Annotated in this window: 26 protein-coding genes; 11 read left to right on the top strand and 15 right to left on the bottom strand. The window is 57.8% G+C overall.

Going from position 1 to position 26,004, the window contains the following annotated elements; genetic code table 11:
- Positions 1-16: 16 nt before the first annotated feature.
- On the bottom strand, positions 17-1,912 hold the full coding sequence (locus KP808_RS06970; RefSeq protein ID WP_057411578.1) for a potassium transporter Kup: 1,896 nt from the start codon (positions 1,910-1,912) through the stop codon (positions 17-19).
- 320 nt (positions 1,913-2,232) lie between these two features.
- On the opposite strand from KP808_RS06970, the gene KP808_RS06965 reads away from it, so the two are divergent.
- The 6 genes from KP808_RS06965 (at position 2,233) to tsaA (ending at position 7,658) form a co-directional block, all read left to right on the top strand.
- Positions 2,233-3,324, top strand: a complete 1,092-nt coding sequence (locus KP808_RS06965; protein WP_230017870.1) for a catalase family protein — start codon at positions 2,233-2,235, stop codon at positions 3,322-3,324.
- 396 nt (positions 3,325-3,720) lie between these two features.
- Positions 3,721-5,064, top strand: coding sequence for a 30S ribosomal protein S12 methylthiotransferase RimO (rimO, locus tag KP808_RS06960; protein WP_002554675.1), 1,344 nt, complete (start codon positions 3,721-3,723; stop codon positions 5,062-5,064).
- A gap of 102 nt (positions 5,065-5,166) precedes the next feature.
- Complete coding sequence (locus tag KP808_RS06955; protein ID WP_230017868.1) at positions 5,167-5,607, top strand: GNAT family N-acetyltransferase; 441 nt, start codon at positions 5,167-5,169, stop codon at positions 5,605-5,607.
- A 92-nt stretch (positions 5,608-5,699) separates the two neighbouring features.
- Positions 5,700-6,410, top strand: coding sequence for an rRNA pseudouridine synthase (locus KP808_RS06950; protein WP_058399669.1), 711 nt, complete (start codon positions 5,700-5,702; stop codon positions 6,408-6,410).
- Positions 6,411-6,490: 80 nt separating this feature from the next.
- Entirely contained in the window at positions 6,491-6,952 is a 462-nt protein-coding gene (locus KP808_RS06945; RefSeq protein ID WP_002554678.1) for a YehS family protein, read from the top strand.
- A 13-nt stretch (positions 6,953-6,965) separates the two neighbouring features.
- On the top strand, positions 6,966-7,658 hold the full coding sequence (tsaA, locus tag KP808_RS06940) for a tRNA (N6-threonylcarbamoyladenosine(37)-N6)-methyltransferase TrmO (RefSeq protein WP_058399795.1): 693 nt from the start codon (positions 6,966-6,968) through the stop codon (positions 7,656-7,658).
- A 79-nt stretch (positions 7,659-7,737) separates the two neighbouring features.
- On the opposite strand, the gene fpr is transcribed toward tsaA, so the two are convergent.
- Positions 7,738-8,517: a ferredoxin-NADP reductase gene (gene fpr, locus KP808_RS06935; protein ID WP_002554680.1), complete on the bottom strand. Its 780-nt coding sequence runs from the start codon at positions 8,515-8,517 to the stop codon at positions 7,738-7,740.
- 123 nt (positions 8,518-8,640) lie between these two features.
- Between fpr and KP808_RS06930 the strand changes: the two genes are divergently transcribed.
- Entirely contained in the window at positions 8,641-9,567 is a 927-nt protein-coding gene (locus tag KP808_RS06930; RefSeq protein ID WP_002554681.1) for a LysR family transcriptional regulator, read from the top strand.
- 6 nt (positions 9,568-9,573) lie between these two features.
- Here the strand turns inward: KP808_RS06930 and KP808_RS06925 are convergent, their stop codons facing one another.
- The 3 genes from KP808_RS06925 to KP808_RS06915 form a co-directional block, all read right to left on the bottom strand.
- Positions 9,574-9,939: a diacylglycerol kinase gene (locus KP808_RS06925; protein WP_058399668.1), complete on the bottom strand. Its 366-nt coding sequence runs from the start codon at positions 9,937-9,939 to the stop codon at positions 9,574-9,576.
- Between the two features lie 83 nt (positions 9,940-10,022).
- Positions 10,023-10,670 (bottom strand): response regulator transcription factor ErdR, encoded by a 648-nt coding sequence (gene erdR / locus KP808_RS06920; protein WP_046270723.1) that lies wholly within the window; start codon positions 10,668-10,670, stop codon positions 10,023-10,025.
- Between the two features lie 245 nt (positions 10,671-10,915).
- Positions 10,916-11,626: a tRNA-uridine aminocarboxypropyltransferase gene (locus tag KP808_RS06915; RefSeq protein ID WP_058399667.1), complete on the bottom strand. Its 711-nt coding sequence runs from the start codon at positions 11,624-11,626 to the stop codon at positions 10,916-10,918.
- Positions 11,627-11,905: 279 nt separating this feature from the next.
- Between KP808_RS06915 and KP808_RS06910 the strand changes: the two genes are divergently transcribed.
- Together KP808_RS06910 and KP808_RS06905 are read left to right on the top strand one after the other, a co-directional pair.
- On the top strand, positions 11,906-12,322 hold the full coding sequence (locus KP808_RS06910) for a quorum-sensing-regulated virulence factor family protein (protein ID WP_002554685.1): 417 nt from the start codon (positions 11,906-11,908) through the stop codon (positions 12,320-12,322).
- A 193-nt stretch (positions 12,323-12,515) separates the two neighbouring features.
- On the top strand, positions 12,516-13,637 hold the full coding sequence (locus KP808_RS06905) for an LOG family protein (RefSeq protein WP_058407342.1): 1,122 nt from the start codon (positions 12,516-12,518) through the stop codon (positions 13,635-13,637).
- A 4-nt stretch (positions 13,638-13,641) separates the two neighbouring features.
- On the opposite strand, the gene recX is transcribed toward KP808_RS06905, so the two are convergent.
- From recX to KP808_RS06890, 3 genes are all read right to left on the bottom strand, one after another.
- Positions 13,642-14,109, bottom strand: a complete 468-nt coding sequence (gene recX, locus KP808_RS06900; protein ID WP_005743450.1) for a recombination regulator RecX — start codon at positions 14,107-14,109, stop codon at positions 13,642-13,644.
- Between the two features lie 5 nt (positions 14,110-14,114).
- Positions 14,115-15,179 (bottom strand): recombinase RecA, encoded by a 1,065-nt coding sequence (gene recA, locus KP808_RS06895; protein ID WP_004657925.1) that lies wholly within the window; start codon positions 15,177-15,179, stop codon positions 14,115-14,117.
- A gap of 93 nt (positions 15,180-15,272) precedes the next feature.
- Positions 15,273-15,773 (bottom strand): CinA family protein, encoded by a 501-nt coding sequence (locus KP808_RS06890; RefSeq protein WP_080394858.1) that lies wholly within the window; start codon positions 15,771-15,773, stop codon positions 15,273-15,275.
- 485 nt (positions 15,774-16,258) lie between these two features.
- On the opposite strand from KP808_RS06890, the gene mutS reads away from it, so the two are divergent.
- Both mutS and fdxA read left to right on the top strand, forming a co-directional pair.
- Positions 16,259-18,826, top strand: a complete 2,568-nt coding sequence (gene mutS, locus KP808_RS06885; protein WP_230018824.1) for a DNA mismatch repair protein MutS — start codon at positions 16,259-16,261, stop codon at positions 18,824-18,826.
- Positions 18,827-19,075: 249 nt separating this feature from the next.
- Complete coding sequence (gene fdxA / locus KP808_RS06880; RefSeq protein ID WP_002554692.1) at positions 19,076-19,399, top strand: ferredoxin FdxA; 324 nt, start codon at positions 19,076-19,078, stop codon at positions 19,397-19,399.
- A 516-nt stretch (positions 19,400-19,915) separates the two neighbouring features.
- On the opposite strand, the gene rpoS is transcribed toward fdxA, so the two are convergent.
- From rpoS to fghA, 7 genes are all read right to left on the bottom strand, one after another.
- A complete protein-coding gene (gene rpoS / locus KP808_RS06875) occupies positions 19,916-20,923 on the bottom strand; it encodes an RNA polymerase sigma factor RpoS (protein WP_005733320.1) in 1,008 nt (335 codons plus the stop codon).
- Between the two features lie 103 nt (positions 20,924-21,026).
- Positions 21,027-21,893 (bottom strand): peptidoglycan DD-metalloendopeptidase family protein, encoded by an 867-nt coding sequence (locus KP808_RS06870; protein ID WP_002554701.1) that lies wholly within the window; start codon positions 21,891-21,893, stop codon positions 21,027-21,029.
- A gap of 207 nt (positions 21,894-22,100) precedes the next feature.
- Positions 22,101-22,736 (bottom strand): protein-L-isoaspartate(D-aspartate) O-methyltransferase, encoded by a 636-nt coding sequence (locus tag KP808_RS06865; RefSeq protein WP_002554702.1) that lies wholly within the window; start codon positions 22,734-22,736, stop codon positions 22,101-22,103.
- Between the two features lie 41 nt (positions 22,737-22,777).
- Complete coding sequence (gene surE / locus KP808_RS06860; RefSeq protein WP_058399663.1) at positions 22,778-23,527, bottom strand: 5'/3'-nucleotidase SurE; 750 nt, start codon at positions 23,525-23,527, stop codon at positions 22,778-22,780.
- Positions 23,515-24,573 (bottom strand): tRNA pseudouridine(13) synthase TruD, encoded by a 1,059-nt coding sequence (truD, locus tag KP808_RS06855; protein ID WP_058399662.1) that lies wholly within the window; start codon positions 24,571-24,573, stop codon positions 23,515-23,517. The genes surE and truD overlap by 13 nt, the downstream gene beginning before the upstream one ends.
- Positions 24,570-25,043: a 2-C-methyl-D-erythritol 2,4-cyclodiphosphate synthase gene (ispF, locus tag KP808_RS06850; protein ID WP_002554705.1), complete on the bottom strand. Its 474-nt coding sequence runs from the start codon at positions 25,041-25,043 to the stop codon at positions 24,570-24,572. Before ispF ends, truD begins: the two co-directional genes overlap by 4 nt.
- A 53-nt stretch (positions 25,044-25,096) precedes the next feature.
- Positions 25,097-25,942 (bottom strand): S-formylglutathione hydrolase, encoded by an 846-nt coding sequence (gene fghA / locus KP808_RS06845; protein WP_058407346.1) that lies wholly within the window; start codon positions 25,940-25,942, stop codon positions 25,097-25,099.
- Positions 25,943-26,004 lie beyond the last annotated feature (62 nt).

Below are 26,004 nucleotides of genomic sequence, written 5' to 3'. Positions count from 1 at the left end.
CCTTGCCGGCGAACGCTTACATCTCTACTTGCGTACCCAGCTCGATCACCCGGTTGAACGGCAGCTTGAAGAAGCGCAGGTTACCGTTGGCATTCTTGAGCATGAACGCGAACAGCGCCTCACGCCAGCGCGCCATGCCATCCATCTTCGACGGGATCACCGTTTCGCGGCTGAGGAAGTAAGTGGTGCGCATCGGACTGAAATCCAGCTCCGGCAGATCACACAAGGCCAGCGCAGCAGGCACATCGGGCTCATCGATGAAACCGAAGTGCAGAATCACCCGGTAAAAACCCTCGCCATAGGACTCCACTTCAACGCGCTGCGCGGCAGGCACACGCGGTGAGTCCTCATACACCACCGTCAGCAGCACCACTTGCTCGTGCAGCACCTGGTTGTGCAGCATGTTATGCAGTAGCGCATGAGGCACGGCATCCGAACGTGCGGTCAGGAACACCGCCGTGCCCTGCACGCGATGCGGCGGCTGAACGCGAATGCTGCCGATGAAGATCGGCAACGGCAGCCCGCCCTCGTCAATCCGCTCGGCCAGCAGCTGTTTACCGCGCTTCCAGGTGGTCATGAGGATGAACAACACCGCACCTGCCAGCACCGGGAAGGCACCGCCCTGGAAAATCTTCGGTACGTTGGCCGCAAAGAACAGGCCATCCACCAGCAGCAGGCAGATCAGCAACGGAACAGCCAGCAACGGCGGCCATTTCCAGAGCATCAGCATCACCGTCGACACCAGAATGGTGGTGCAGAGCATGGTCCCGGTCACTGCCACGCCGTACGCAGATGCGAGCGCGCCAGACGATTCGAAGCCGATTACCAGCAGAATGACACCCGCCATCAGCGCCCAGTTGACGGCACCGATGTAGATCTGACCTTGCGCATCACTGGAGGTGTGCTGGATGTGCATGCGCGGAATGTAGCCCAGCTGGATCGCCTGCAGCGTCATCGAGAACGCGCCGGAGATTACCGCCTGCGAGGCAATGATGGTCGCCATCGTCGACAGGCCGATCAGTGGCAGCAACGCCCAGCCCGGCGCCAGCAAGTAGAACGGGTTACGAACCGTTTCGGGATTGCCCAGCACCAGCGCACCCTGACCGAAATAGTTGAGCAGCAACGCAGGCAGCACGAGAATGAACCAGGCACGTGAAATCGGCTTGCGACCGAAGTGGCCCATGTCGGCATAAAGTGCCTCGGCACCGGTCAGGGCCAGCACCACAGCACCAAGAATGGCAACGCCAATACCCGGATGGATGATGAAGAAGTTCACACCCCAGGCCGGATTGACCGCTTTGAGCACTTCCGGCGACTGCATGATGCCGTAAACGCCCAGCGCACCCAGCACCAGAAACCAGGTCACCATCACCGGGCCGAACAGCACGCCGATGCGTGCCGTGCCGTGCCGCTGAATCAGAAACAGCCCCACCAGCACGATCAGCGCCATGGGCACGATCCAGTGATCGAGGCCATCGAAGGCCAGTTCCAGCCCTTCCATCGCCGACAATACCGAGACTGCCGGGGTAATCATGCTGTCGCCATAGAACAGCGCAGCACCGAACAACCCGAACACCACCATCATCATTTGCAGTTTGGGGTGTTTGGCCGATGCTCGACGCGCCAGCGCCATCAACGCCATGATGCCGCCCTCGCCCTGGTTGTCAGCACGCAGAACAAACGCCATGTACTTGAAAGAAACGACCCAGATCAGCGACCAGAAGATCAGTGACAACACCCCGAGTATGGCGTCATGCGTGACTTCCACGCCGTAACCGCCCTGAAACACTTCCTTGAGGGTGTACAGCGGGCTGGTGCCGATATCGCCGTAAACCACCCCCACTGCCGCGATCAGCAACCCGATAGGCCTGGCAGTGCCTGCGGCCTCCCCATGACTGTTTGTTTGACTCATCCACTACTCCCGGAAACCAGACATGAGGTTCAACACTGAGAACATCACAACGCGTAACAATTCAGATTCAGCCAGACATTGACATGCCTCGGCGCGATGGCGCGAAGCATAACGCAGCACTCGATGTAATTCTTGGTGAAACGCAAACGGCGAGAATGATCAAGCCTACGCGCCCCGCCTTTCAGGCAGTTTCCGGGGGAGATATTTCTCATTGAACGACGCAAATACCGGCCGGTCATTACTTAAGCCTGCCGCCTGAAAGGTCATCAAGAACCGCATCGACGTCCGGGTACCCTGATCCCTCTGACCGAGATGCCCTGATGACTACAAAAAATCTGACTGTTCAGCCGTTACGCTTCCAGCCCTCATTTGAAGTCGTCCCCGACGATGAGCCGCAAACCAGCAAAGAGCTGGTGGAAGCCATGCATTCCATTCTTGAAACCACGTTGCAAGACACCGGGCACGCCATTCGCAGTGTGCATGCCAAGGCACACGGGTTACTGCATGGGCAGATTCAGGTATATGACGACCTGCCCGAGCCGCTGGCCCAAGGCGCGTTTGCGAAACCTGGAAATTTCCCGCTCTTCATGCGGTTCTCAACCAACCCGGGGGATATTCTTGACGACAAGGTCTCTACGCCCAGGGGGCTGGCGATCAAACTTGTGGGCATCGAGGGCACGCGCCTGCCCGGTAGCGCAGACGCATCGACCCAGGATTTTGTCATGCAGAACGCCAAGGCCTTCACTGCCAGGGACCCCAAGGCTTTTTTGAAAACCTTGAAGTTATTGGCCAAAACAACTGACAAAGCGCCGGGCATGAAAAAGGCGCTGTCTGCCGTCCTTCGCGGTATCGAGTCCACTATCGAGTCTGCCGGCGGCGAGAGCGGCACGCTGAGAAGTCTCGGCGGGCACCCGATGACTCATATTCTCGGCGAGACGTTCTACACCGTCGTACCTTTTCTGTACGGGCCCTACTACGCCAAGCTGAGCGTAGTCCCCATTTCCGCAGAGTTGATGGCGCTGACCGACAAGGCTGTGGACCTGAAAGACAAGCCGGATGGCCTGCGTGAGGCAGTCAAAGCGTTTTTCCTCGAAAACGATGCCAGCTGGGAGGTTCGTATCCAGCTGGCCACGGACCTGGAGAAGATGCCGGTAGAGGATGCGTCGGCGATCTGGCCGGAAGACCTCAGCCCCTACGTTGCAGTCGCTCGAATCGATGTTCCCCGCCAATCCTCGTGGTCCGAGCAAAGCATTCAGGAAATCGACGAAGGCATGTCATTCAGCCCTTGGCATGGTCTTGCAGCGCACCGTCCGCTGGGCGGAGTGATGCGAGTGCGCAAACCTGCCTACGAACACTCGGCGGGCTTTCGCAGTCAGCACAATGGGTGCCCGATGCACGAGCCGCGCGGCTGACAGGTCAATCGGCCCGGGGCTAGACCCCTTATAGCGATGGCTCCCGTTTCATCAGTGCGAATCTGCTGAAACGGGACAACCTCCAGGCAAATACGACTCCAACTCGCGGCCGAGAGCGTAGCCTAATACGTCCTGCACATCCTGAAGGTCTCAACCAATGCGCCTCCCTCCCGGACCTGCCAATTGCGCAGACAAAGCATGCAGGCTCGCTCAACAGCCAAGCGCTCTTTGAGCATAAATCCTCCCCTCGCCTGACATACGTCGCAATTCTCATCCAAACGCTGGTCATCGCGCCCGCTCACCGCTAGAATTGCGCACTTTTTGATCAGAGGCGCAGCAAGCGCCCAGTCAGCACCTGCGCTTCGCGTTCGGGTGCCCTTCACGCCGAGGTTTGCCATGTCCACCGTCACCACGCCGTCCGCCCCAAAGGTCGGATTCGTTTCACTGGGTTGCCCGAAGGCACTCGTTGATTCCGAACGCATCCTGACCCAGCTGCGCATGGAAGGTTACGAAGTCGTTGCGACCTACGAGGACGCCGACGTGGTGGTGGTCAACACCTGTGGCTTCATCGATACGGCCAAGGCCGAGTCGCTGGAAGTGATCGGCGAAGCGATCAAGGAAAACGGCAAGGTCATCGTGACCGGCTGCATGGGCGTTGACGCAAACGTCATTCGCGATGTGCATCCAAGCGTATTGTCGGTGACCGGCCCGCAGCAGTACGAACAAGTGGTCAACGCAGTGCACGATGTCGTGCCGCCCCGTAAGGACCACAATCCGCTGATCGACCTGGTGCCGCCACAAGGCGTCAAGCTGACCCCGCGCCACTACGCGTATCTGAAGATTTCCGAAGGCTGCAACCATAGCTGCAGTTTCTGCATCATCCCGTCTATGCGCGGCAAGCTGGTCAGCCGTCCGGTTGGCGATGTACTCGATGAGGCCAAGCGTCTGGTCAAATCCGGTGTGAAGGAGCTGCTGGTCATCTCCCAGGACACCAGCGCCTATGGCGTGGACGTCAAATACCGCACCGGGTTCTGGGACGGCCAGCCGGTCAAGACCCGCATGACCGAGCTGTGTCAGGCGCTGGGTTCGATGGGCGTCTGGGTTCGCTTGCATTACGTTTACCCGTACCCGCACGTCGACGAACTGATTCCGCTGATGGCAGCCGGCAAGATCCTGCCGTACCTGGACATCCCGTTCCAACACGCCAGCCCGAAGATCCTCAAGCTGATGAAGCGGCCAGCCTTTGAAGACAAGACACTGGCACGCATCAAGAACTGGCGCGAGCAGTGTCCTGATCTGATTATCCGCTCGACCTTCATCGTCGGCTTTCCCGGTGAAACCGAAGAAGACTTCCAGTACTTGCTGGACTGGCTGACCGAAGCCCAACTGGATCGCGTCGGCTGCTTCCAGTATTCGCCGGTTGAAGGTGCTCCTGCCAATCTGCTGGATGCGGCCATCGTGCCAGATGACGTCAAGCAGGACCGCTGGGATCGCTTCATGGCTCATCAACAGGCAATCAGCGCTGCGCGCCTGCAAATGAAGATCGGCAAGGAAATCGAAGTACTGATCGACGAAGTCGATGATCGTGGCGCCGTAGGCCGCTGCTTCTTCGATGCTCCGGAAATCGACGGCAACGTGTTCATCGGTCTGGAAGAGGGCAGCACCGTTCAGCCCGGCGACAAGATCATGTGCCGCGTGACCGATGCTGACGAATACGACCTGTGGGCCGAGATGCTGTAAGCACAGCCCCTTGCAGCAATCGAAAGCCCTGCCCTTGAACCGGCAGGGCTTTTTCGTCTCTGGCCGTTGTCTATGCAAGACTGGCCGAAAGGAGAACGCGAGATGCGGTTATATACCCCGGACACCAACGATTACCCGGAGATGAGCGAGGTGTGGGAGCGCTCGGTTCGCGCCACCCATGACTTTCTACCGGACTCCTACATCATCAGGCTCAAGGGGTTGCTGACACAGTATCTGGACAGCGTGACGCTGTTCTGCACCCGGGACGAGCAGCTCAAGATCACGGGCTTCGCGGGCGTGAACAAAAACCGACTGGATATTCTGTTCATCGACCCGAACCATCGCGGTAAAAAGCTGGGCACGCAGCTGCTGACCCACGCAATCGAGCACTTCGACATCCGTGAACTGGACGTCAACGAGCAGAACACTCAGGCACTGGGGTTTTACCTCAGGCATGGTTTCGAAGTTTTCAGCCGTTCTGAAGTCGACGGTTTGGGTCAGCCCTATCCGATGCTCAGAATGCGCCTGCCCCGTCGTAACTGACATCGATTACAGCGCAAATGCAATGTTGCCGCGATTAACCAGCGTGAGGCGGTTACAATGGCGCCTTTCTCATCAGTAAACGGCTTTTCTTCATGACAGACCCCATTCGCCTTTCCAAACGCCTTATCGAGCTGGTCGGTTGCTCCCGCCGGGAGGCCGAACTGTTTATCGAGGGTGGCTGGGTTACTGTGGACGGCGTGGTCATCGAAGAGCCGCACTTCAAGGTCAGCACCCAGAAAGTCGAGCTCAGCCCGGATGCCAAGGCAGACTCCCCTGAACCGGTCACGATCATTCTGCACAAACCCGCCTCGGCAAGCGCCGAAGAGGCTTTGCAGATGATCACGCCGGGCACGCTCTCGGTCGAGCACAGCTACAGCAAGCGTCCGCTCAAGGGCCACTTCATGCGCCTTGAGGCGATTTCAAGCCTGCAGGCCAATGCCAGCGGCTTGATGGTGTTCAGCCAGGACTGGAAAATCCTGCGCAAGCTCACCGATGACCGCAGCAAGATCGAGCAGGAATACGTGGTGGAAATCTCGGGCGAAATGGTTGCTCATGGCCTGAACCGGCTGAATCACGGCCTGACCTACAAAGGCAAGGAACTGCCCGCCGTAAAGGCCAGCTGGCAGAACGAGAACCGCCTGCGCTTTGCAATGAAAAACCCGCAGCCTGGCATCATTGCCCTGCTGTGTGAAGCCGTTGGCCTGAAGATCGTCGCCATTCGTCGCATCCGTATCGGCGGCGTGTCCATGGGCAAACTGCCCGAAGGCCAGTGGCGCTACATGACGACCAAGGAAAAGTTTTAACTCCCTCGGCACCCGACCTTATTACCGCGCGCATGACCATCGTCACGCGCCGCCATGCGACTTATCAGGAAACACGCCTCATGATGAACAACGACGTACTGCGCAGCGTGCGCTACATGCTCGATATCAGCGACAGCAAGGTTGTCGAAATCATCGGTCTGACCGGTTTTGAAGTGTCCAAAAGCGATGTCATCGCTTTCATGAAGAAAGAGGAAGAAGAGGGCTATCTGGATTGCAGCGATGAAATCATGGCGCATTTTCTCGATGGCCTGGTCTACTTCAAGCGTGGTAAGGACGAAAGCCGTCCGCCGCAGCCGATTGATCTGCCGATTACCAACAACATTGTTCTTAAGAAACTGCGCGTGGCCTTCGAACTGAAAGAAGACGATATGCATGCCATCCTGAAATCCGCGGAATTTCCGGTTTCCAAGCCAGAGCTGAGCGCACTGTTCCGCAAGGTCGGACACACCAACTACCGCGCCTGTGGCGATCAACTGCTACGCAATTTCCTCAAGGGTCTGACCCTGCGCGTGCGTGGCTGAACCGGTCGGCACCATGAGTTACAACGTCTCCCCTGTCGGCTTCGTACGCTCCTGTTTCAAGGAGAAATTCGCCATCCCCCGCCAGCCACAGCTGGCCCCGGCAGCACGTGGAGTGCTGGAGCTGGTAGCGCCTTTCGATCAGGGTGAGGCTGTTCAAGGGCTGGAACAGGTCAGTCATGTCTGGTTGCTGTTTCTGTTCCATATGGCGCTGGAAGACAAGCCGCGCCTGAAGGTACGCCCTCCGCGTCTGGGCGGCAACCAGTCGATGGGGGTATTTGCCACCCGCGCAACGCATCGCCCCAATGGCATCGGCCAGTCGGTGGTCAGGCTGGACAAAGTCGAAGCCGGTCGCCTGTGGCTGTCCGGCATCGACCTGCTGGATGGCACACCAGTGCTGGACATCAAGCCATACGTGCCCTACGCCGATGCCATCGCCGGGGCGACCAACCAGATCGCCAGTGCTGCGCCTGCCCTGATACCGGTGCAGTGGCAGGACGCCGCCCTGCTGCAGGCTCGTGAACACGCACTACGCCTGAGTGAGCCACTGGTCGAACTGATCGAGCAGTGCCTGGCGCAGGACCCGCGCCCGGCCTACCAGCTACCGACGCCGGAACGCCGCTACGGCGCTCAGTTCTGGGATCTGGACGTACGCTGGCACTACCCGCAGGCCGGGGTGATTTGCGTGCTTGAAGTCCTGCTGGCCTGAAGGGATGCCAACGACAAATCCCGGGCAATAAAAACCCGCCTGATCCCTTCAGGGACGAGGCGGGTTTTGTAAGGCCGACTTACTTCTCGACGAATGCACGCTCGATCAGATAGTCACCAGGCTCACGCATGCGTGGCGAAACGGTCAGACCAAAGCTGTTGAGCACTTCGCTGGTCTCGTCGAGCATGCTCGGGCTACCGCACAACATGGCGCGGTCGTCCTGCGGGTTGATCGGTGGCAGGCCGATGTCGCTGAACAGCTTGCCGCTGCGCATCAGATCGGTCAGGCGACCTTCGTTCTCGAACGGCTCGCGGGTGACAGTCGGGTAGTAGATCAGCTTGTCACGCAGCGCTTCACCGAAGAACTCGTTCTGTGGCAGATGCTCGGTGATGAATTCGCGATAGGCGACTTCGTTCACGTAACGCACGCCGTGGCACAAGATGACTTTCTCGAAACGCTCGTAGGTTTCGGGGTCCTGAATCACGCTCATGAACGGCGCCAGGCCAGTACCCGTGCTCAACAGGTAAAGATGTTTGCCCGGCTTGAGGTCGTCCAGCACCAGCGTACCCGTAGGCTTCTTGCTGATGATGATTTCATCGCCTTCCTTGAGGTGCTGCAACTGCGAGGTCAACGGACCGTCCGGCACCTTGATGCTGAAGAATTCCAGATGCTCTTCCCAGTTCGGGCTGGCAATCGAGTAGGCGCGCATGAGCGGACGACCGTTTGGCTGCTGCAGACCGATCATGACGAACTGACCGTTCTCGAAACGCAAACCAGGGTCGCGGGTGCACTTGAAACTGAAGAGGGTGTCGTTCCAATGGTGGACGCTGAGGACACGCTCGTGGTTCATGTTGCTCATGTACGTGAAGACTCCTGAAAAAATAGTGCGCGCAGAAGCACTGCGCTATTGCGCGACATTCTAGTGGCAGACACAATATCTGTTAAATGAATTATCAAGATATAGGTTATCGGTTATATAGATATGCGATTTACTCTTCGTCAGCTCCAAGTGTTCGTTGCCGTCGCCCGGCAGGAAAGCGTCTCCAAAGCAGCCGTGCTGCTTTCGCTTTCGCAGTCGGCTGCCAGCACCTCCATCACCGAGCTGGAGCGCCAATCGAGCTGCCAGCTGTTCGACCGCGCCGGCAAGCGGCTAAGCCTTAACGCCACGGGCAGGCAATTACTGCCGCAGGCCGTCGCTCTGCTGGATCAGGCAAAGGAAATCGAAGACCTGTTGAATGGTAAATCAGGCTTTGGCTCGCTGGCAGTCGGGGCCACACTGACGATTGGCAATTATCTGGCGACCCTGCTGATCGGCGGCTACATGCAGCGTCACCCGGAAAGCCAGGTCAAGCTGCACGTCCAGAACACCGCGCATATCGTGCAACAGGTCGCCCACTACGAGATTGATCTGGGCTTGATCGAAGGCGATTGCAGCCATCCGGACATCGAAGTGCAGTCCTGGGTCGAAGACGAACTTGTGGTGTTCTGTGCTCCACAGCATCCACTGGCCAAACGCGCCCATGTAACGCTGGAAGAACTCACCCATGAAGCCTGGATCCTGCGAGAACAAGGTTCAGGCACGCGTTTGACGTTCGATCAGGCCATGCGTCACCACCGCAACGGGCTGAATGTCCGACTGGAGCTGGAACACACCGAAGCCATCAAGCGGGCAGTTGAATCCGGATTGGGCATTGGCTGCATTTCCAGACTGGCGCTACGCGATTCGTTTCGTCGCGGCAATCTGGTGGAACTGGCCACCCCGGAGCTGGATCTGGCGCGTCAGTTCTATTTCATCTGGCACAAACAGAAATATCAGACGTCAGCCATGCGCGAATTCCTCGAACTGTGCCGCGCGTTCACCGCCGGGGTGAAGCGCAGCGACGAGATCGTGCTGCCAAGCCTGTATTGAACAAGCCTAACCCAGCAGCACGATGCCCCACACCAGAGCGATCATGCTCAGGGCGATGAACTGGGCAGCGCTGCCCATGTCCTTGGCGTTCTTGGACAACGGGTGCAGGTCCAGAGAGATCCGGTCGATGGCAGCCTCTACAGCAGAGTTGAGCAGCTCTACAATCAGGGCCAGCAGGCAGACGGCAATCAGCAAGGCATGCTCGGCCTTGCTGACGTGCAGGAAAAACGACAGCGGGACCAACACCACGTTAAGCAGTACCAGCTGGCGGAAAGCGGCTTCGCCTTTGAAAGCGGCTGACAGGCCGTCCAGAGAATAGCCTGCGGCATTGAGGATACGTTTTAGACCGGTTTGGCCTTTGAAGGGCGACATAGAGAGGCTGCTGTGTAAAAAAGATGAGGAAAGCTAAGGCACTAAAGGTCAAAAAAGCGTGAATGCTCGCAACCTGAACGCCGTTAACTGGACGAGATGGACTCAAGCTGTTGTAACAACAACGCTGCCTGGGTTCGCGTGCGTACGCCGAGCTTGCGAAAAATCGCCGTGACGTGCGCTTTGATAGTGGCTTCGGAGACGCTGAGTTCGGAGGCAATCTGCTTGTTCAGCAGCCCCTCACAGACCATAGTCAATACTCGAAACTGCTGCGGCGTGAGACTGGCGAGACCGGCGCTTGCAGCCTTCGCTTCATCCGAAACACTGATCACTTCATTGACCTGTGGCGGCCACCAGACGTCGCCATCGAGCACGGTGCGCACCGCCTGCTGAATGACTTCAAGGGAGCTGGATTTGGGAATGAACCCGCTGGCACCAAACTCTCTGGAACGCACCACAATCGACGCTTCTTCCTGAGCCGAAACCATCACCACCGGTATCTGCGGATATTGGCCGCGCAACAGGACCAGCCCGGAGAAGCCATAAGCCCCCGGCATGTTCAGGTCCAGCAGAACCAGATCCCAATCAGCCTTCTCTCCCAGACGGGATTCAAGCTGGGCAATGCTTTCTGCCTCGACGAGCCGCGCTTCAGGCCCCAGGCCAATGCTCAGCGCCTGATGCAGCGCACTGCGAAACAGGGGATGATCATCAGCGATCAGGATGTCGTAGGTCATGTAGTGATCCTGTTTTTATAGTGAGGGCCGACAGAATCGGCCACCCAGCAAGACTGGCGAACGCGCATAACGACAACCCGAAAAGAGCGTCGGTGCCACGCCAGACAAGATGAATCGGCTTCCAGGCGGCGCCAAGCATGCCCAGCAAGACCATGACGGTCAAGCGCGAAGCGTCTTTGCCCGGGCACATGGATGGCAATTAGCCTATACAGGGCAGATCCGCAACACAGCGTAATAGAAAGCCTTCAAATGAAAGCCTTCAAATGAGTGTGGGCCGCGTCGTCGGGGTCAATCGGCTTGAGGTACTTGGCGCCCAGATAATGAGCGCTGAACACGTCCAGATAAGCATCCAGTACGCCACTGGCGCAGGTGTCCCCGGCCAGTTCCAGACAAAGCGCGGCGACTTCGGCAGTACAGAAGTGATCGTCGCGCCTTGAGCGGCGCAAACGGTAACGCGAGATCTGCTCGGGCTCCAGCGTCAACACCGGAAACCTTTCCAGATATGGGCTTTTGCGGAACATCTTGCGCGCTTCGGTCCAGGTAGCATCCAGCAGAATGAACAGCGGACGCTTGCCATCCATGCGCGACACCTTATTTACCACACGCTCCTCGGCAACGAATTCACCAGGAAAGACGATGTAGGGCTGCCACTGCGGATCGTCCAGCAAGGCGAGCAATTGCTCGTCGACATCTATTCGCGACCAGCCGAAGGCATGGGTGTCCTTGATGACATCGGCGATCAGCCAGCCGGTGTTGGTCGGCTTCAAAGGCTCGGTGTCGTACATCAGCAGGCACATGCCTGACTCGGCATTCACGGCAGGTCGCCACGCGCACAGGCAATAACTGGAGATAACCCGGCAATCCGGACAGCGCGGCGCGCGCGAGCCGCGAGCAATAAAGGGCTTGGTACTGCGGGCCAGACGCTCGTCGCGCAGACGGGAAACGGCATGACTCATTACAGGACACGCCTGCGGGGGAAATACATCGACACCACAAAAACTCGGCAGGATTAAAGTACGCGCAGTTTATCAGAGCACCGGCACTTCAACCCGCTTTCGGTCCTCAGGCTGTTCCCGCGTCATAGAGACCGCGTTGAAACGGGTACAGCCCCTAGGCCCGATGAAGACTCCTGCTCTATACTGCTGCGCCATTGCAACCCGCGTTATCGGCGGGCTGCCCGGAACGCACTTTGAAGTCGCTGGTCCAACGGCCAGCCACTTAATCAGGAGAGTTTAATGCTGCGCCTTATCGTACCCACCCTTACGCTTTTGCTCGTTGCTCCGCTATGCGCCCAGGCGGCGTCGAAACAGGAGTTCGAACTCAGCAAGATGCTGGAAAAAGTCGCTAAGGAAAGCAGTGTCGGCACGCCAAGGGCGATCAACGAAGACATCCTCGATCAGGGCTATACCGTCAGTGGCAACGAACTGATCAACCACTTGAGCGTACGCGAAGGCCAGGCCCAGCAAATGCGCGCCAACCCGGACGTGATGCGCAACCAGTTGGGCAACAGCGTTTGCCACAACAACGGTTTCCGCCAGTTGATGACCAAGGGAGCCGTCCTCAAATATCAGTTCACCGAGTACAAGACCAACCGCCCGGTTGCGACCCAGACCTTTCAGGCGTCGGATTGCACTGTAAAGCCGAAAAAGTAAGTACCCTCGGCACTTGGCACCCTCCCCGCGCGCCTGCCAATCAGGCGCGTCAGTTCAGCAACGCTCAAGACATCGTGCAACGAATCCGCCCTGGCAATGATCAGGGAATGGGTAGCCTTTCTCTGCAAACCGGGACATCATCGATTCAACACGCCCCACCGGGCCATTGATTCTGCAGGAGGATAAATCCCGAATGCCGTATGTACCTGACGATCTTCTATCCCGACACTTTCAAAGCAACGGGCTCGACCTGACCAGCAAAATTGAAGAGCACATCAACGAGGTCGCTCCCGGCACCAGAAACCTGCCGCTGTACCGCGACATGATGCTCACGGTGCTACGCATGGCCCAGGACGACCGCAATCGCTGGGACGTCAAGATAACGCTGCAAACCCTGCGCGAACTGGACAAAGCCTTTCGGGTGCTCGAACGCTTCAAGGGCCGCCGCAAAGTCACCGTATTCGGTTCTGCTCGCACCCCTCAGGAGCACCCCCTTTACGCACAGGCCAGAGAGCTGGGCGAAAAGCTTGCCCGCTCGGACATGATGGTCATCACCGGCGCAGGTGGTGGCATCATGGCCGCAGCCCACGCAGGTGCAGGTCTGAAACACAGCCTGGGGTTCAACATTACCCTGCCCTTTGAGCAGCACGCCAACCCCACGGTGGAGGGCACGGAAAACCTGCTGCCCTTCCACTTCTTCTTCACCCGCAAGTTGTTCTTCGTCAAGGAAGCCGACGCGCTGGTGCTGTGCCCGGGCGGCTTTGGAACTCTGGATGAAGCCCTGGAAGTGCTGACGTTGATACAAACCGGCAAAAGCCCGTTAGTACCTGTCGTATTGCTGGACACACCTGGCGGGAGTTTCTGGCAAGGTGCACTGGACTTCATCAAAAACCAGTTGCAGGACAATCACTACATTCTGCCAGCCGACATGAAACTGATGAGGCTGGTCTACAGCGCCGATGAAGCGGTGGAAGAGATCAACCGGTTTTATGCCAACTTCCACTCCAGCCGCTGGCTGAAGAACAAGTTCGTGATCCGTATGCGCCACGCGCTCAGCGCGAAGGCTCTGGAGCACATGCAGGAAGCTTTCGCCGATCTGTGTATCAATGAAAACTTCCATCAGCACAGCTATCAGGGCGAGGAGCACGATGAAGTTCAATTCAGCCACCTGACACGACTTGCGTTTACCTTCACAGGACGCAATCAGGGCAGGCTTCGTGAATTGGTGGACTACATCAATCAACAGGAAAACTGGGAGGATGCCTCAGCGACAAGAGATGGCGCGCACGATCAGGCGCCACAGAAAACGCTCTGAGACCTCAGTCATCGCCGCCACGGCCGCTTAACAAGCGGCCGATCATATCCAGCGGATAGCCGCGATAACTCAGAAACCGTCCCTGCCTGGCCCGCTCACGAGCATCAACAGGCAAAGCACCGGCAAACTTGCGTTGCCAGAGCTCGTGAAGCTTCTCCTGCCAATCCACACCACATTCCCTGAGCGCCTGTTCAATGTCGGCCCGCTGCAAACCACGCTGATTCAGTTCTTCCCGAATACGAACAGGGCCATAGCCCGAGCGTGCCCGGTAAGAAACGAAGCTTTCAAGGTAACGGGATTCGGAGAGCAGGCCTTCCTCGACCAGACGGTCAAGGGCAGCGTCGATGAGCTCGGGGGGAGCGCCGCGCTGACGCAGTTTACGCGTCAGCTCGACCCGACCGTGCTCGCGACGTGCGAGCAGGTCCATTGCAGTACGCCTTACGGCGACAGGTGTATCAAGTACGACAGGCATGACTATCAGATATCAGCGTCTGCTTCGGCCATATCATCAGCAACGGCAGCTTCGCGGGAACCGACAGCTTTGGTGTCGACGCCAGGGGTGAGCAACTTGTCGCGAATCTGCTTCTCGAGCGCTTTGCAGATTTCCGGATTGTCTGCCAGGAATTTGGCCGAGTTGGCTTTACCCTGACCGATCTTGCTGCCCTGGTAGCTGTACCAGGCACCGGACTTCTCGACAAAACCATGCAGCACGGCCAGATCAACGATTTCGCCGTTCAGGTAGATACCCTTGCCGTAAAGAATCTGGAACTCGGCCTGACGGAATGGCGGAGCCACCTTGTTCTTAACGACCTTGACGCGGGTTTCGCTGCCGACAACCTCGTCGCCTTCTTTCACTGCGCCTGTACGACGGATATCCAGACGTACCGAAGCGTAGAACTTCAGGGCGTTACCACCGGTAGTGGTTTCCGGGCTGCCGAACATCACGCCGATCTTCATGCGGATCTGGTTGATGAAGATCACCAGGCAATTGGCGTTCTTGATGTTACCGGTGATCTTGCGCAGCGCCTGAGACATCAGACGCGCCTGCAGACCCACGTGCATGTCGCCCATTTCGCCTTCGATCTCTGCCTTTGGTACCAGCGCAGCAACGGAGTCGACAACGATGACGTCGATGGCGTTGGAACGTACCAGCATGTCGGTGATTTCAAGCGCCTGCTCACCGGTGTCCGGCTGCGAAACCAGCAGGTCGTCGACATTGACGCCTAGTTTGCCGGCGTATTCCGGATCAAGCGCGTGCTCGGCGTCGACAAATGCACAGGTAGCACCCATTTTCTGGGCCTGCGCGATGACCGACAACGTCAGCGTGGTTTTACCGGAAGACTCTGGACCGTAGATTTCCACGATCCGGCCTTTCGGCAGACCGCCGATGCCGAGTGCGATATCCAGACCCAGCGAGCCGGTGGAGATGGCAGGAATAGCCTGGCGATCATGGTCGCCCATGCGCATCACGGCACCTTTACCGAACTGACGCTCGATCTGACCCAAGGCCGCAGCCAAGGCTTTCTTCTTGTTGTCGTCCATTGAAGTCCTCACGTAATCAAATTCAATTAGGGCCTTGATGGCCACAACACCTGTATAAGTAGACAGTATTATTCCACAGCGATGAGCGCGCGCCTACCCCTGTTTTGGCATTTCTCCGCGCGCAAGCTGTATCAGCCCCTGTAGAGCGGCTTCGACCGTCTGTCGACGGACCTGATCCCGGTCGCCATCGAACTGGCGACGCTGTGCGACAAGCGCGTCATCCTTGCCCCAACACAGCCATACAGTACCGACCGGTTTATCCGGCGAACCACCGCCAGGCCCTGCAACACCACTGACCGCGACAGCGAATCGCGCGCCGCTTTCACGCTGCGCACCTCGCACCATGGCTTCGACAACAGGCTGACTGACCGCCCCGACATCTGCGAACAACGCCTCCGGTACGCCCAATTGTCGGGTCTTCTGGGCATTCGAGTAAGTCACATAGCCAGCCTCGAACCATGCCGAGCTACCGGCGATGCGCGTGATCGCTTCGGCGATTCCGCCTCCTGTGCAGGATTCGGCGGTGGTCACTTGAGCGTTCATTGCGCCGAGAAGCCTTCCAAGCGTATTGGCCAGCCCGGTTATCTCGTCCACGGTGTCCTCATTCATGCTGGAAGCCTGTAAAAGTGATTGCTGAGACAAGGCAGCCGCCTTGAAGCGGGTCTGCCATTGCCGGCTTATCGCGCATCTTTCCTGCGTTCGGGCTTTTTGACCGTTTCAACCGTGGTTTCTCTCGGCCTTTTTCTGGCTTCTTCCAACGGGATGAAGCGACCGTTGACGGAATCCCTTGCTCGTTTATTTTTCATATAAAAGTCCTTTTTTATAGCGTGCCGTCCGGTTATCGAGTGGCAGCGATGAAAGTCTATACGTCAAATCGAGGTTCATGGCTGTCAGGAAACGCCTGGTCACCAATAAGCGGAAGGTACGCTGTAACTGCACCGCCTGATTGAGCGTGATAACCTTGCGACCATCGCACATACCCGGCAGACGCCCCTCGATTCAAGGAGGGACCACCCGTCATGCCTCAAGGTTGCCTCACTCCTCTCAAGAACTTGCCTAAGCCACTGATGAACAAAGCAATTTCCGACCTCTCTTCACATACCCCCATGATGCAGCAGTACTGGAAACTCAAAAACCAGCACCTGGATCAACTGATGTTTTATCGCATGGGCGATTTCTACGAGATCTTCTACGAAGATGCGAAGAAAGCCGCCAAGTTGCTGGACATCACCCTGACCGCGCGCGGTCAGTCGGCAGGCCAGAGCATCCCCATGTGCGGGATTCCGTACCACGCCGCCGAAGGCTATCTGGCCAAACTGGTGAAGCTGGGCGAATCGGTGGTGATCTGCGAGCAGATCGGCGACCCCGCGACCAGCAAGGGCCCGGTGGATCGTCAGGTAGTCCGCATCATTACGCCTGGGACCATCAGCGACGAGGCCTTGCTCGATGAGCGCAGGGATAACCTGATTGCCGCCGTACTGGGTGACGAACGCCTGTTCGGCCTTGCCGTGCTGGACATCACCAGCGGCAACTTCAGTGTGCTGGAGATCAAGGGCTGGGAGAACCTGCTGGCCGAGCTTGAACGCATCAACCCGGTCGAGCTGTTGATTCCGGACGACTGGCCGCAAGGTCTGCCTGCCGAAAAACGCCGTGGTGCCCGACGTCGTGCACCGTGGGATTTCGAGCGCGACTCAGCCCACAAAAGTCTGTGTCAGCAGTTTTCAACCCAGGACCTGAAGGGTTTTGGCTGCGAAAACCTGACACTCGCCATCGGCGCTGCTGGCTGCCTGCTCAGCTACGCCAAGGAAACCCAGCGCACCGCCCTGCCCCACTTGCGCAGCCTGCGCCACGAACGCCTCGACGACACGGTAATCCTCGATGCCGCCAGTCGGCGCAACCTGGAGCTGGACACCAACCTGTCCGGTGGCCGCGACAATACGCTGCAATCGGTCATGGACCGTTGCCAGACGGCAATGGGAACGCGGCTGCTGACCCGCTGGCTGAACCGGCCGTTGCGCGACCTGACAATTCTTCAGGCACGCCAGACGTCCATTACCTGTTTTCTGGAGCGCTACCGCTTCGAGAACCTGCAACCGCAGCTCAAGGAAATCGGCGATATCGAGCGGATTCTGGCGCGTATCGGCCTGCGTAATGCGCGACCACGAGACCTTGCGCGTCTGCGCGACGCCCTGAGCGCCCTGCCCGAACTGCAGCAGGCGATGAACGACCTGGAGGCGCCGCATCTGCAGCAACTTGCGCAGACTGCCAGCACCTATCCGGAACTCGCCGATCTGCTGCAGCGCGCAATCATCGACAATCCGCCTGCTGTGATCCGCGACGGCGGTGTTCTGAAAACCGGCTACGACGCTGAGCTGGATGATCTGCAATCGCTGAGTGAAAACGCCGGTCAGTTCCTGATCGATCTGGAGGCCCGCGAAAAGGCCCGTACCGGTCTTGCCAACCTGAAAGTCGGTTACAACCGCGTGCACGGCTACTTCATCGAGCTGCCGAGCAAACAGGCCGAGCAGGCCCCGGCTGATTACATACGCCGCCAGACCCTCAAGGGCGCCGAGCGCTTTATCACGCCCGAGCTCAAGGAATTCGAAGACAAGGCGTTGTCGGCGAAAAGTCGTGCACTGGCTCGGGAAAAGATGCTCTACGAAGCGCTGCTTGAAGACCTGATCGGCCATCTAGCGCCGCTGCAGGACACGGCAGCTGCATTGGCCGAACTGGACGTACTCAGCAACCTCGCAGAACGCGCGCTGAATCTGGACCTCAACTGCCCAAGATTCGTTGCCGAACCCTGCATGCGCATCGAGCAGGGCCGTCACCCGGTCGTAGAACAGGTACTAAGCACTCCGTTTGTCGCCAACGACCTGGCGCTGGACGACAGCACCCGCATGCTGGTCATCACAGGCCCGAACATGGGCGGTAAATCGACCTATATGCGTCAGACGGCGCTGATCGTACTGCTGGCGCATATCGGCAGTTTCGTGCCCGCTGCCAGCTGCGAACTGTCGTTGGTCGACCGGATCTTCACCCGTATCGGCTCCAGCGACGACCTGGCCGGCGGGCGCTCGACGTTCATGGTGGAAATGAGCGAAACGGCAAACATCCTGCACAACGCAACCGACAAAAGCCTGGTGCTGATGGACGAAGTCGGACGCGGTACCAGCACCTTCGACGGCCTTTCTCTGGCTTGGGCAGCGGCGGAATGTCTGGCGCAACTGCGTGCCTATACACTGTTCGCGACGCACTATTTCGAGCTGACAGTGCTGCCGGAAAGCGAACCGCTGGTGACCAACGTGCACCTGAATGCTACCGAGCATAACGAGCGGATCGTCTTTCTGCACCGCGTACTGCCAGGACCAGCCAGCCAGAGCTACGGCCTGGCCGTGGCCCAGCTTGCGGGCGTTCCGGGCAAAGTCATTACACGCGCCAAAGAGCATCTGCAGCGCCTGGAAACCACCAGCCTGCCGCACGAACAGCCTAAAGCCAAGCCCGGCAAACCCGCGGTCCCGCAGCAGAGCGATATGTTTGCAAGCCTGCCTCATCCGGTGCTCGACGAACTGTCCAAGATCAAAGTCGACGATATGACTCCGCGGCAGGCGCTGGATTTGCTATACACATTGCAAACTCGCCTGTGACGCGAAGCGTTACATACTGTTAGAATCCCGCGCGGTTTGGGACGCTCTCGGCTTTTAGCCTGGCCGAGGCGTTTTTCGAGCCGCGTGAAAATGCAGCGAACCACTGGTAGGTAGCAGGCGACGCAGTCCCACTGCCTCAAGGCCACCCACCAAAAGCACGTATTTTCATAGGGCCGGGAAACCTCCCGAACCTGGCAACCCTGTCTGGAAGGGCTCTGCCACAGCAGCCGCCTGAGGAGAAAATTAGAAATGACCTTCGTCGTCACCGACAACTGCATCAAGTGCAAGTACACCGACTGCGTAGAAGTCTGTCCGGTGGACTGCTTTTACGAAGGCCCGAATTTCCTGGTGATCCACCCGGACGAGTGCATCGACTGCGCGCTCTGCGAGCCTGAGTGCCCTGCCGTGGCCATTTACTCGGAAGACGAGATTCCTGCTGGCATGGAAAACTTCATCGAGCTCAACGCTGAGCTTGCCGAGGTCTGGCCCAACATCACCGAAAAGAAAGACGCGATGCCGGATGCGGCAGAGTGGGATGGCAAAACCGGCAAGATCGCTGATCTGGAACGCTAGATTCCAGACAGACAAAAGGCCCTCGAGAGGGCCTTTTTTGTTGAATCTGTGCGGTTTTCTGCAGATAAAAAAAGGGGCGGTATGACCCGCCCACATTTTATCCCTGATCCCTGTATTCCGTTGTCATCATCCTGATGAATCGCATCCCGCGATGTCCTTGACCGTCATCCTTGATGGCCTGTGCCTGTCCGTTGGTACAGCTTCGATATTAGAGATTTAAACCCGCAGAGCAACACCTCAAACGCTCCAGGATATTTCCATGTCAATCACCTTAAAAACATAATCTCTATTTAAAACAACGTGTTAAATCCGTAAACACAGCTGTTTGGCGACAAGCCTCACTGTTGTTACCTGAATGACTTACAGCAACCGTACGCAATGACTTACAGGCTTTGAAAGCTGAAAGGCCAAGCAGGCGCATTGACCTACGACATTCAAATGACGAAAGACATATAAAAAGGCCGATATACACACTCTGTGTTATATCGGCCCTGGATTGACATTACGAGGGGGTGGTTACTGGAAGAGAGACTCGCTGGACAAGCCGTTTTTTTCAAGGATCTCACGCAGGCGCTTGAGCCCTTCAACCTGAATCTGCCTGACCCGCTCACGCGTCAGACCGATCTCAAGCCCTACATCTTCAAGTGTGCTGCTTTCATGCCCGCGCAAGCCAAAGCGACGGATGACAACCTCCCGTTGCTTCTCGGTCAACTCGGACAACCATTGATCGATGCTCTGGGACAGATCATCGTCCTGCAGCAGCTCACAGGGGTCGGTCGGACGATCGTCGGTCAAGGTGTCGAGCAGCGTCTTGTCCGAATCAGGCCCCAGCGAGACGTCCACCGACGAGACACGCTCGTTGAGACCGAGCATGCGCTTGACCTCACCTACCGGTTTTTCCAGCAGATTGGCGATTTCTTCGGGAGAAGGTTCATGATCCAGCTTCTGGGTCAGCTCTCGGGCCGCGCGCAGATAAACATTAAGCTCCTTGACGACGTGAATCGGCAGCCGGATGGTCCGGGTCTGATTCATGATCGCGCGTTCGATGGTCTGGCGAATCCACCAGGTGGCGTAGGTGGAAAAACGAAAGCCGCGTTCAGGGTCGAATTTTTCAACCGCCCGAATCAACCCCAGGTTGCCCTCCTCGATCAGGTCAAGCAATGACAGCCCACGATTGACATAACGTCTGGCAATTTTAACTACCAGACGCAGATTGCTTTCAATCATGCGTTTGCGCCCGGCCGGGTCTCCACTTTGCGACAAACGCGCAAAATGAACTTCTTCTTCCGGGGATAGTAGAGGAGAAAAACCGATTTCATTGAGGTACAGCTGGGTAGCATCAAGCGCCCGCGTGTAGTCAATGTACTTGTGTTGTTTGAGCGATGTTGAATGCTTGACCTTGGCGCGTCCGGAGGCAGCGGGTGGCTGCTTCTCGTTTGACGCTTCCTTCAGGACAATGCCGGCTTCCATAAGGAGCACTTCATCATCGATGTCAAACTCCGGCGCTTCGTTGCCAAGAGCCATTGTTTTAGTCCTTTGGTGAGTTCGACCTCAAGCTCCAGCATCGCCTGATTCCATGGCAACACTTGAGCCTGTTCCTAATACGCCTGGAACAGGCTGGCAACTATCAACGACGTGGCAAAAATCCCAATGGATCTACAGGTTTCCCTTGGCGGCGAATCTCAAAATGCAGCTTCACCCGGTCAGTTCCTGTTGACCCCATTTCGGCAATCGTTTGCCCTGCCTTGACCTGTTGACCTTCCCGTACCAAAAGCCTGCGATTATGACCGTAGGCACTGACGTAGGTATCGCTGTGTTTGATGATGATCAATTCGCCGTAGCCCCGTAATCCACTTCCGGCGTAAACAACTGAACCATCAGACGCTGCCAAAACAGGCTGTCCCAAATCACCAGCGATATCAATTCCTTTATTCAAACTGCCGTTTGAGGAAAATTTTCCTATCAAAATGCCACTTGAAGGCCAGGTCCAACCCGTCGGAGACTTGCCGGCCGGGCCTGTCCCGGTGGTCGCAGAAGGAGGTATCACCACAGGTACAACCGCAACAGGCTTGGAAATAACCGTAGTTTTGACCGAACCGGAACTGCTGGTGCTGGTTGATGTAGACGTCACCGGGCGTCCTGCACCGGAGGTAGAAGCTACGTCCTGCGTTGAAGACGAGCGCCCGTCAAAGCGAATTGTCTGACCTGGCTTGATGGTAAACGGCTCGGGGATCTGATTGCGGGCAGCCAGCGCTTTCCAGTCCCAGCCGTAACGAAATGCAATGGAAAAAAGCGTGTCACCGCGCCTTACCACGTATTGGCCGGTAGTTACCGTCGGACGCTGGGCAACGGCATTGCCGTTGCGATCAACGACACGAACCCCGCCTGAAGGCGTGCTGGAGCAGCCGACCAAAAGGACACTGAGAGCAATGCCAATCACCAGACGCTGATAACTTCTTGAAGACCTGAGCTGCTGAATGACTGTGAGACTCACCCGCCACTCCCTTTACTGGTGACTGAATTCAAAAAAGATGCCTATTGTGCCGTAATAGCGATGGGCAACCAGTGATTAACCGTTGAAAAACGTTGTTATGTATCAATCAGCTGCATGAAATGATGCCATCAGGCCATTCAACATTCCGGGCCGCGCGCTGTAGACCGATGACTGACGCCAGAATTCACTGTTTACCGCAGACAATCTTCACGCGATCGGTCCGTTGAGCAGTGGCACAAAGCGCACAGCTCCCAGTACGTGCCGGGAAAAACCGTTTTCTTCACGGATGATCAGCATCAATTGCTGAACCTCTCCCGAACCCACCGGTATGACCAGCCGGCCTCCAGGTGCCAGTTGATCAAGCAGCGCCTGCGGTACATCGGTTGCCACTGCCGTGACGATGATGCCGTTATACGGCGCCAGGGCAGGCCAGCCTTCCCAGCCGTCACCCCAGCGGAAAACCACGTTGCGCAGATTGAGCTCGACCAGACGCTCCTTGGCGCGGTCCTGAAGGACTTTGATACGCTCGACCGAAAATACACGCTCCACCAGCTGTGCCAGCACCGCGGTCTGATAGCCCGACCCCGTACCGATCTCCATAACCTTGTCCAGCGGACCGGCTGCCAATAGCAGCTCGCTCATCCGCGCGACCATGTAAGGCTGGGAAATCGTCTGGTTGTGGCCAATGGGCAGCGCTGTGTCTTCATAGGCACGATGCGCCAGCGCTTCATCGACAAACAGATGCCGTGGCGTCTTGCGAATGACGTCCAATACCCGCTGGTTGGAAATGCCCTCTTCACAGAGTCGCTGAATCAGACGCTCGCGGGTACGCTGCGATGTCATTCCGATCCCTCGACGCAATAAATCATCCTGCTCGCGTGACATCAACGAAGTCCCTCCAGCCAGGTGTTCAGGCTGCTGAATCCGTCCTGATAGGTTCTATCCAGCTGCAACGGCGTGATCGATACATAGCCTTGTACGACCGCATGAAAGTCGGTCCCGGCGCCGCCGTCCTCGACATCACCGGCAGCAGCGATCCAGTAACCAGCGCGGCCACGCGGGTCGACGACCTTGATCGGCGCCGCAGCGCGGGCACGATGCCCCAATCGGGTCAGTTGAATGCCGCGGATGTGCTCGAGCGGCAGGTTGGGAATATTCACGTTCAATACCGTGCGGGGTGGCAGGTCGAGTTGCTCATGGGCCTCGACCAGCAAGCGCGCGTAATGCGCCGCCGTCGCCAGATTATCCGGCTGACGTGACAGAAACGAAAAGGCAAACGACGGGCGCTGCAGAAAACGCCCTTCAAGCGCTGCAGCGACCGTTCCGGAATACAGTACATCGTCGCCCAGATTGGCACCCAGGTTGATACCTGAAACCACCATGTCCGGTTGATGCTCCAACAACCCATGAATCCCCAGATGCACGCAGTCGGTCGGCGTACCATTGAGACTGATGAAGCCATTGGCCAGTGCATGTGGGTGCAAGGGCCGGTCGAGTGTCAGGGAACTGCTGGCACCGCTTTTGTCCTGATCAGGGGCGATCACTACGCACTCGGCATAGTCCGCCAGCGCCGCATGGAGCGCGACAAGACCGGGCGCGTTCACCCCGTCATCATTTGATATCAGAATACGCATGGGCTGTCCGTCTGCCCAACCGGCACCAGATCAATGAGTTCGCGCACTAAAACGGTGGCGAAGCATCCGGGCGGAAGGACGAATTCCAGTTGCAGAATGTCAGACTCGGGATAATGCCACGTCAGCCGCCCAATGGGCAGTCGCAGGATGCGTCGTTCGTGCTCCATGCCCGCTCTGACCAGCCAGTCACGCAACGCAGACTCATCATTGGCGATGGCATTTTCCAGTTCTGCCGTCGCGCCACCGGCTGGCGAAGGGCCTTCACCCCACTGCGGCCCGGTAGGGTGCAGATCGAGAATCGCCAGCCGAGGATCGCTGCACTCATCAACGCCCGCCGGAAAAAAGCTGCGGCTGTCGGTGAAAGCCAGCAAATCCCCTACCTGAGCCTTTTCCCAGCTGCCATCGGCAACGCGGGCTGCCAGTACTCGATTGAACAGATAGCTGCGCGCCGTGGATAACAGTCGCGAACGCACCGCACGTTGCTCAGGCAGCGCTTTGCGGGCAGCGTAATCGCGTGCTTCGCCAAGATTTCCGCCCTGATAACCGAAACGCTGCGCGCCGAAATAATTGGGGATGCCCTGCCGGGCAATGGTTTCAAGACGCTGATTCAAAGCGTCCGTGTCGGCATCCAGTTGCGTAAGCCGCAACGTAAAGCCATTCGCAGCGTGAGCACCGCGTTGCAGCTTGCGCTTATGTCGAGTGCTTTTGAGAATCTGCAGCGTATCGTCCTGCGCGGCCGACAGATCAGGATCGGCTTTGCCCGGCAGTTGAATGCTGAACCACTGGCGGGTCAGTGCCTGGCGGTCCTTGAGACCGGCATAGCTGACCGTACGCAACTGCACCCCCGCGGCCCGGGCCAGCCGACGTGCCGCCTCTTCGGTATTCAGGCCGCGTTTTTCGACCCACAGCCATAAATGCTCGCCATCGCCTGAAAGCGGAATGTCCAGCACCTCGTCGACCTGAAAGTCTTCGGCAGTCGCCTTGAGGGCTGCACGACCCAGTGCATCGCCGTAGGCCCTGGGGCCAAGCAGTTCAAGTTCATTCATGCGCGCAGCAACAACGCAACGGCATGCACCGCGATGCCTTCTTCGCGCCCGGTAAAGCCGAGTTTTTCTGTCGTTGTCGCTTTCACGTTCACCTGATCCAGCTCAACCTGCAGATCTTCAGCGATCAAGGCACGCATGGCATCGATATGCGGCGCCATTTTTGGTGCCTGGGCAACGATGGTGGCGTCGACATTACCGACTTTCCAGCCTTTGCCGTGGATCTGCTTGAGGACATGACGCAGCAGCACGCGGCTGTCGGCACCCTTGAATTGCGGATCGGTGTCAGGAAAGTGCTTGCCGATATCGCCCAGTGCCGCGGCCCCCAAAAGCGCATCGCTCAGGGCATGCAGCAGGACATCGCCATCGGAATGGGCCAGCAGGCCGAACCCGTGTGCAATCCGCACGCCGCCCAAGGTAATGAAGTCGCCTTCAGCGAAACGGTGCACATCATAGCCATGGCCAATACGCATAAAAAAACGCCCTGAAAAAAGTCAGGGCGTGATTCTACCTGCTTTGGCGCTCGTTAGCTGTTCAAGGCTTCAGCGTGATGCCTTAGATGCTCTTCGATGAAGCTGGCGATGAAGAAATAGCTGTGGTCATAACCTGGCTGCATCCGCAAGGTCAGCGGATAGTTAGCAGCCTTGGCGGCCTGAACCAGAACTTCAGGCTTGAGCTGATTGACCAGAAAATCATCACGATCACCCTGATCCACCAGCGTCGGCAGCTTTTCGGAAGCCTGCGCAATCAGAACGCTGGCATCCCACTCGCGCCAGCGGGAACGGTCTTCACCCAGATAACGGGAAAATGCCTTTTGCCCCCAGGGGGAATCGATCGGGTTACTGATCGGCGAAAACGCCGATACCGAGCGATAGCGGCCAGGATTGCGCAGTGCGCAGACCAGCGCCCCATGCCCGCCCATCGAGTGCCCGCTGATACTGCGTGCCTCTGACGCCGGGAAGTGCTCTTCGATAAGGGCTGGCAGCTCCCTGACGACGTAATCATGCATCTGGTAATGCCGCGCATAAGGCTGTTCGGTGGCGTTGAGATAGAAGCCCGCCCCTTGACCGAAATCCCAGGCGCCGTCAGGGTCGTCAGCTACGTCGGCACCGCGTGGACTGGTGTCAGGTGCCACGATGATAATGCCCAGCTCGGCCGCAAGCCGGTGAGCGGCGGCTTTCTGCATGAAGTTCTCGTCGGTGCAGGTCAGGCCGGAAAGCCAGTACAACACGGGCAGCTTGCCGCCCTGCTCTGCCTGCGGCGGCAGATAGACTGCAAACACCATGTCACAACCCAGTACTTGAGAGTGGTGTTTGTAACGCTTGTGCCAGCCGCCGAAGCTTTTCTGGCAGGAAATATTTTCCAAAGGCATGTCGCTTCCTCCAGTTGCAAGCGGCAAGCTACAAGCATGTAACAAATCTTCGTGCTTGCCGC

It is taken from the genome of Pseudomonas savastanoi (genome assembly GCF_020917325.1).
In the GTDB taxonomy this organism is placed as follows: domain Bacteria; phylum Pseudomonadota; class Gammaproteobacteria; order Pseudomonadales; family Pseudomonadaceae; genus Aquipseudomonas; species Aquipseudomonas amygdali.
The sequence above is the reverse complement of the archived record's forward strand: the minus strand, read 5'-3'. Positions and strand labels throughout refer to the sequence as shown.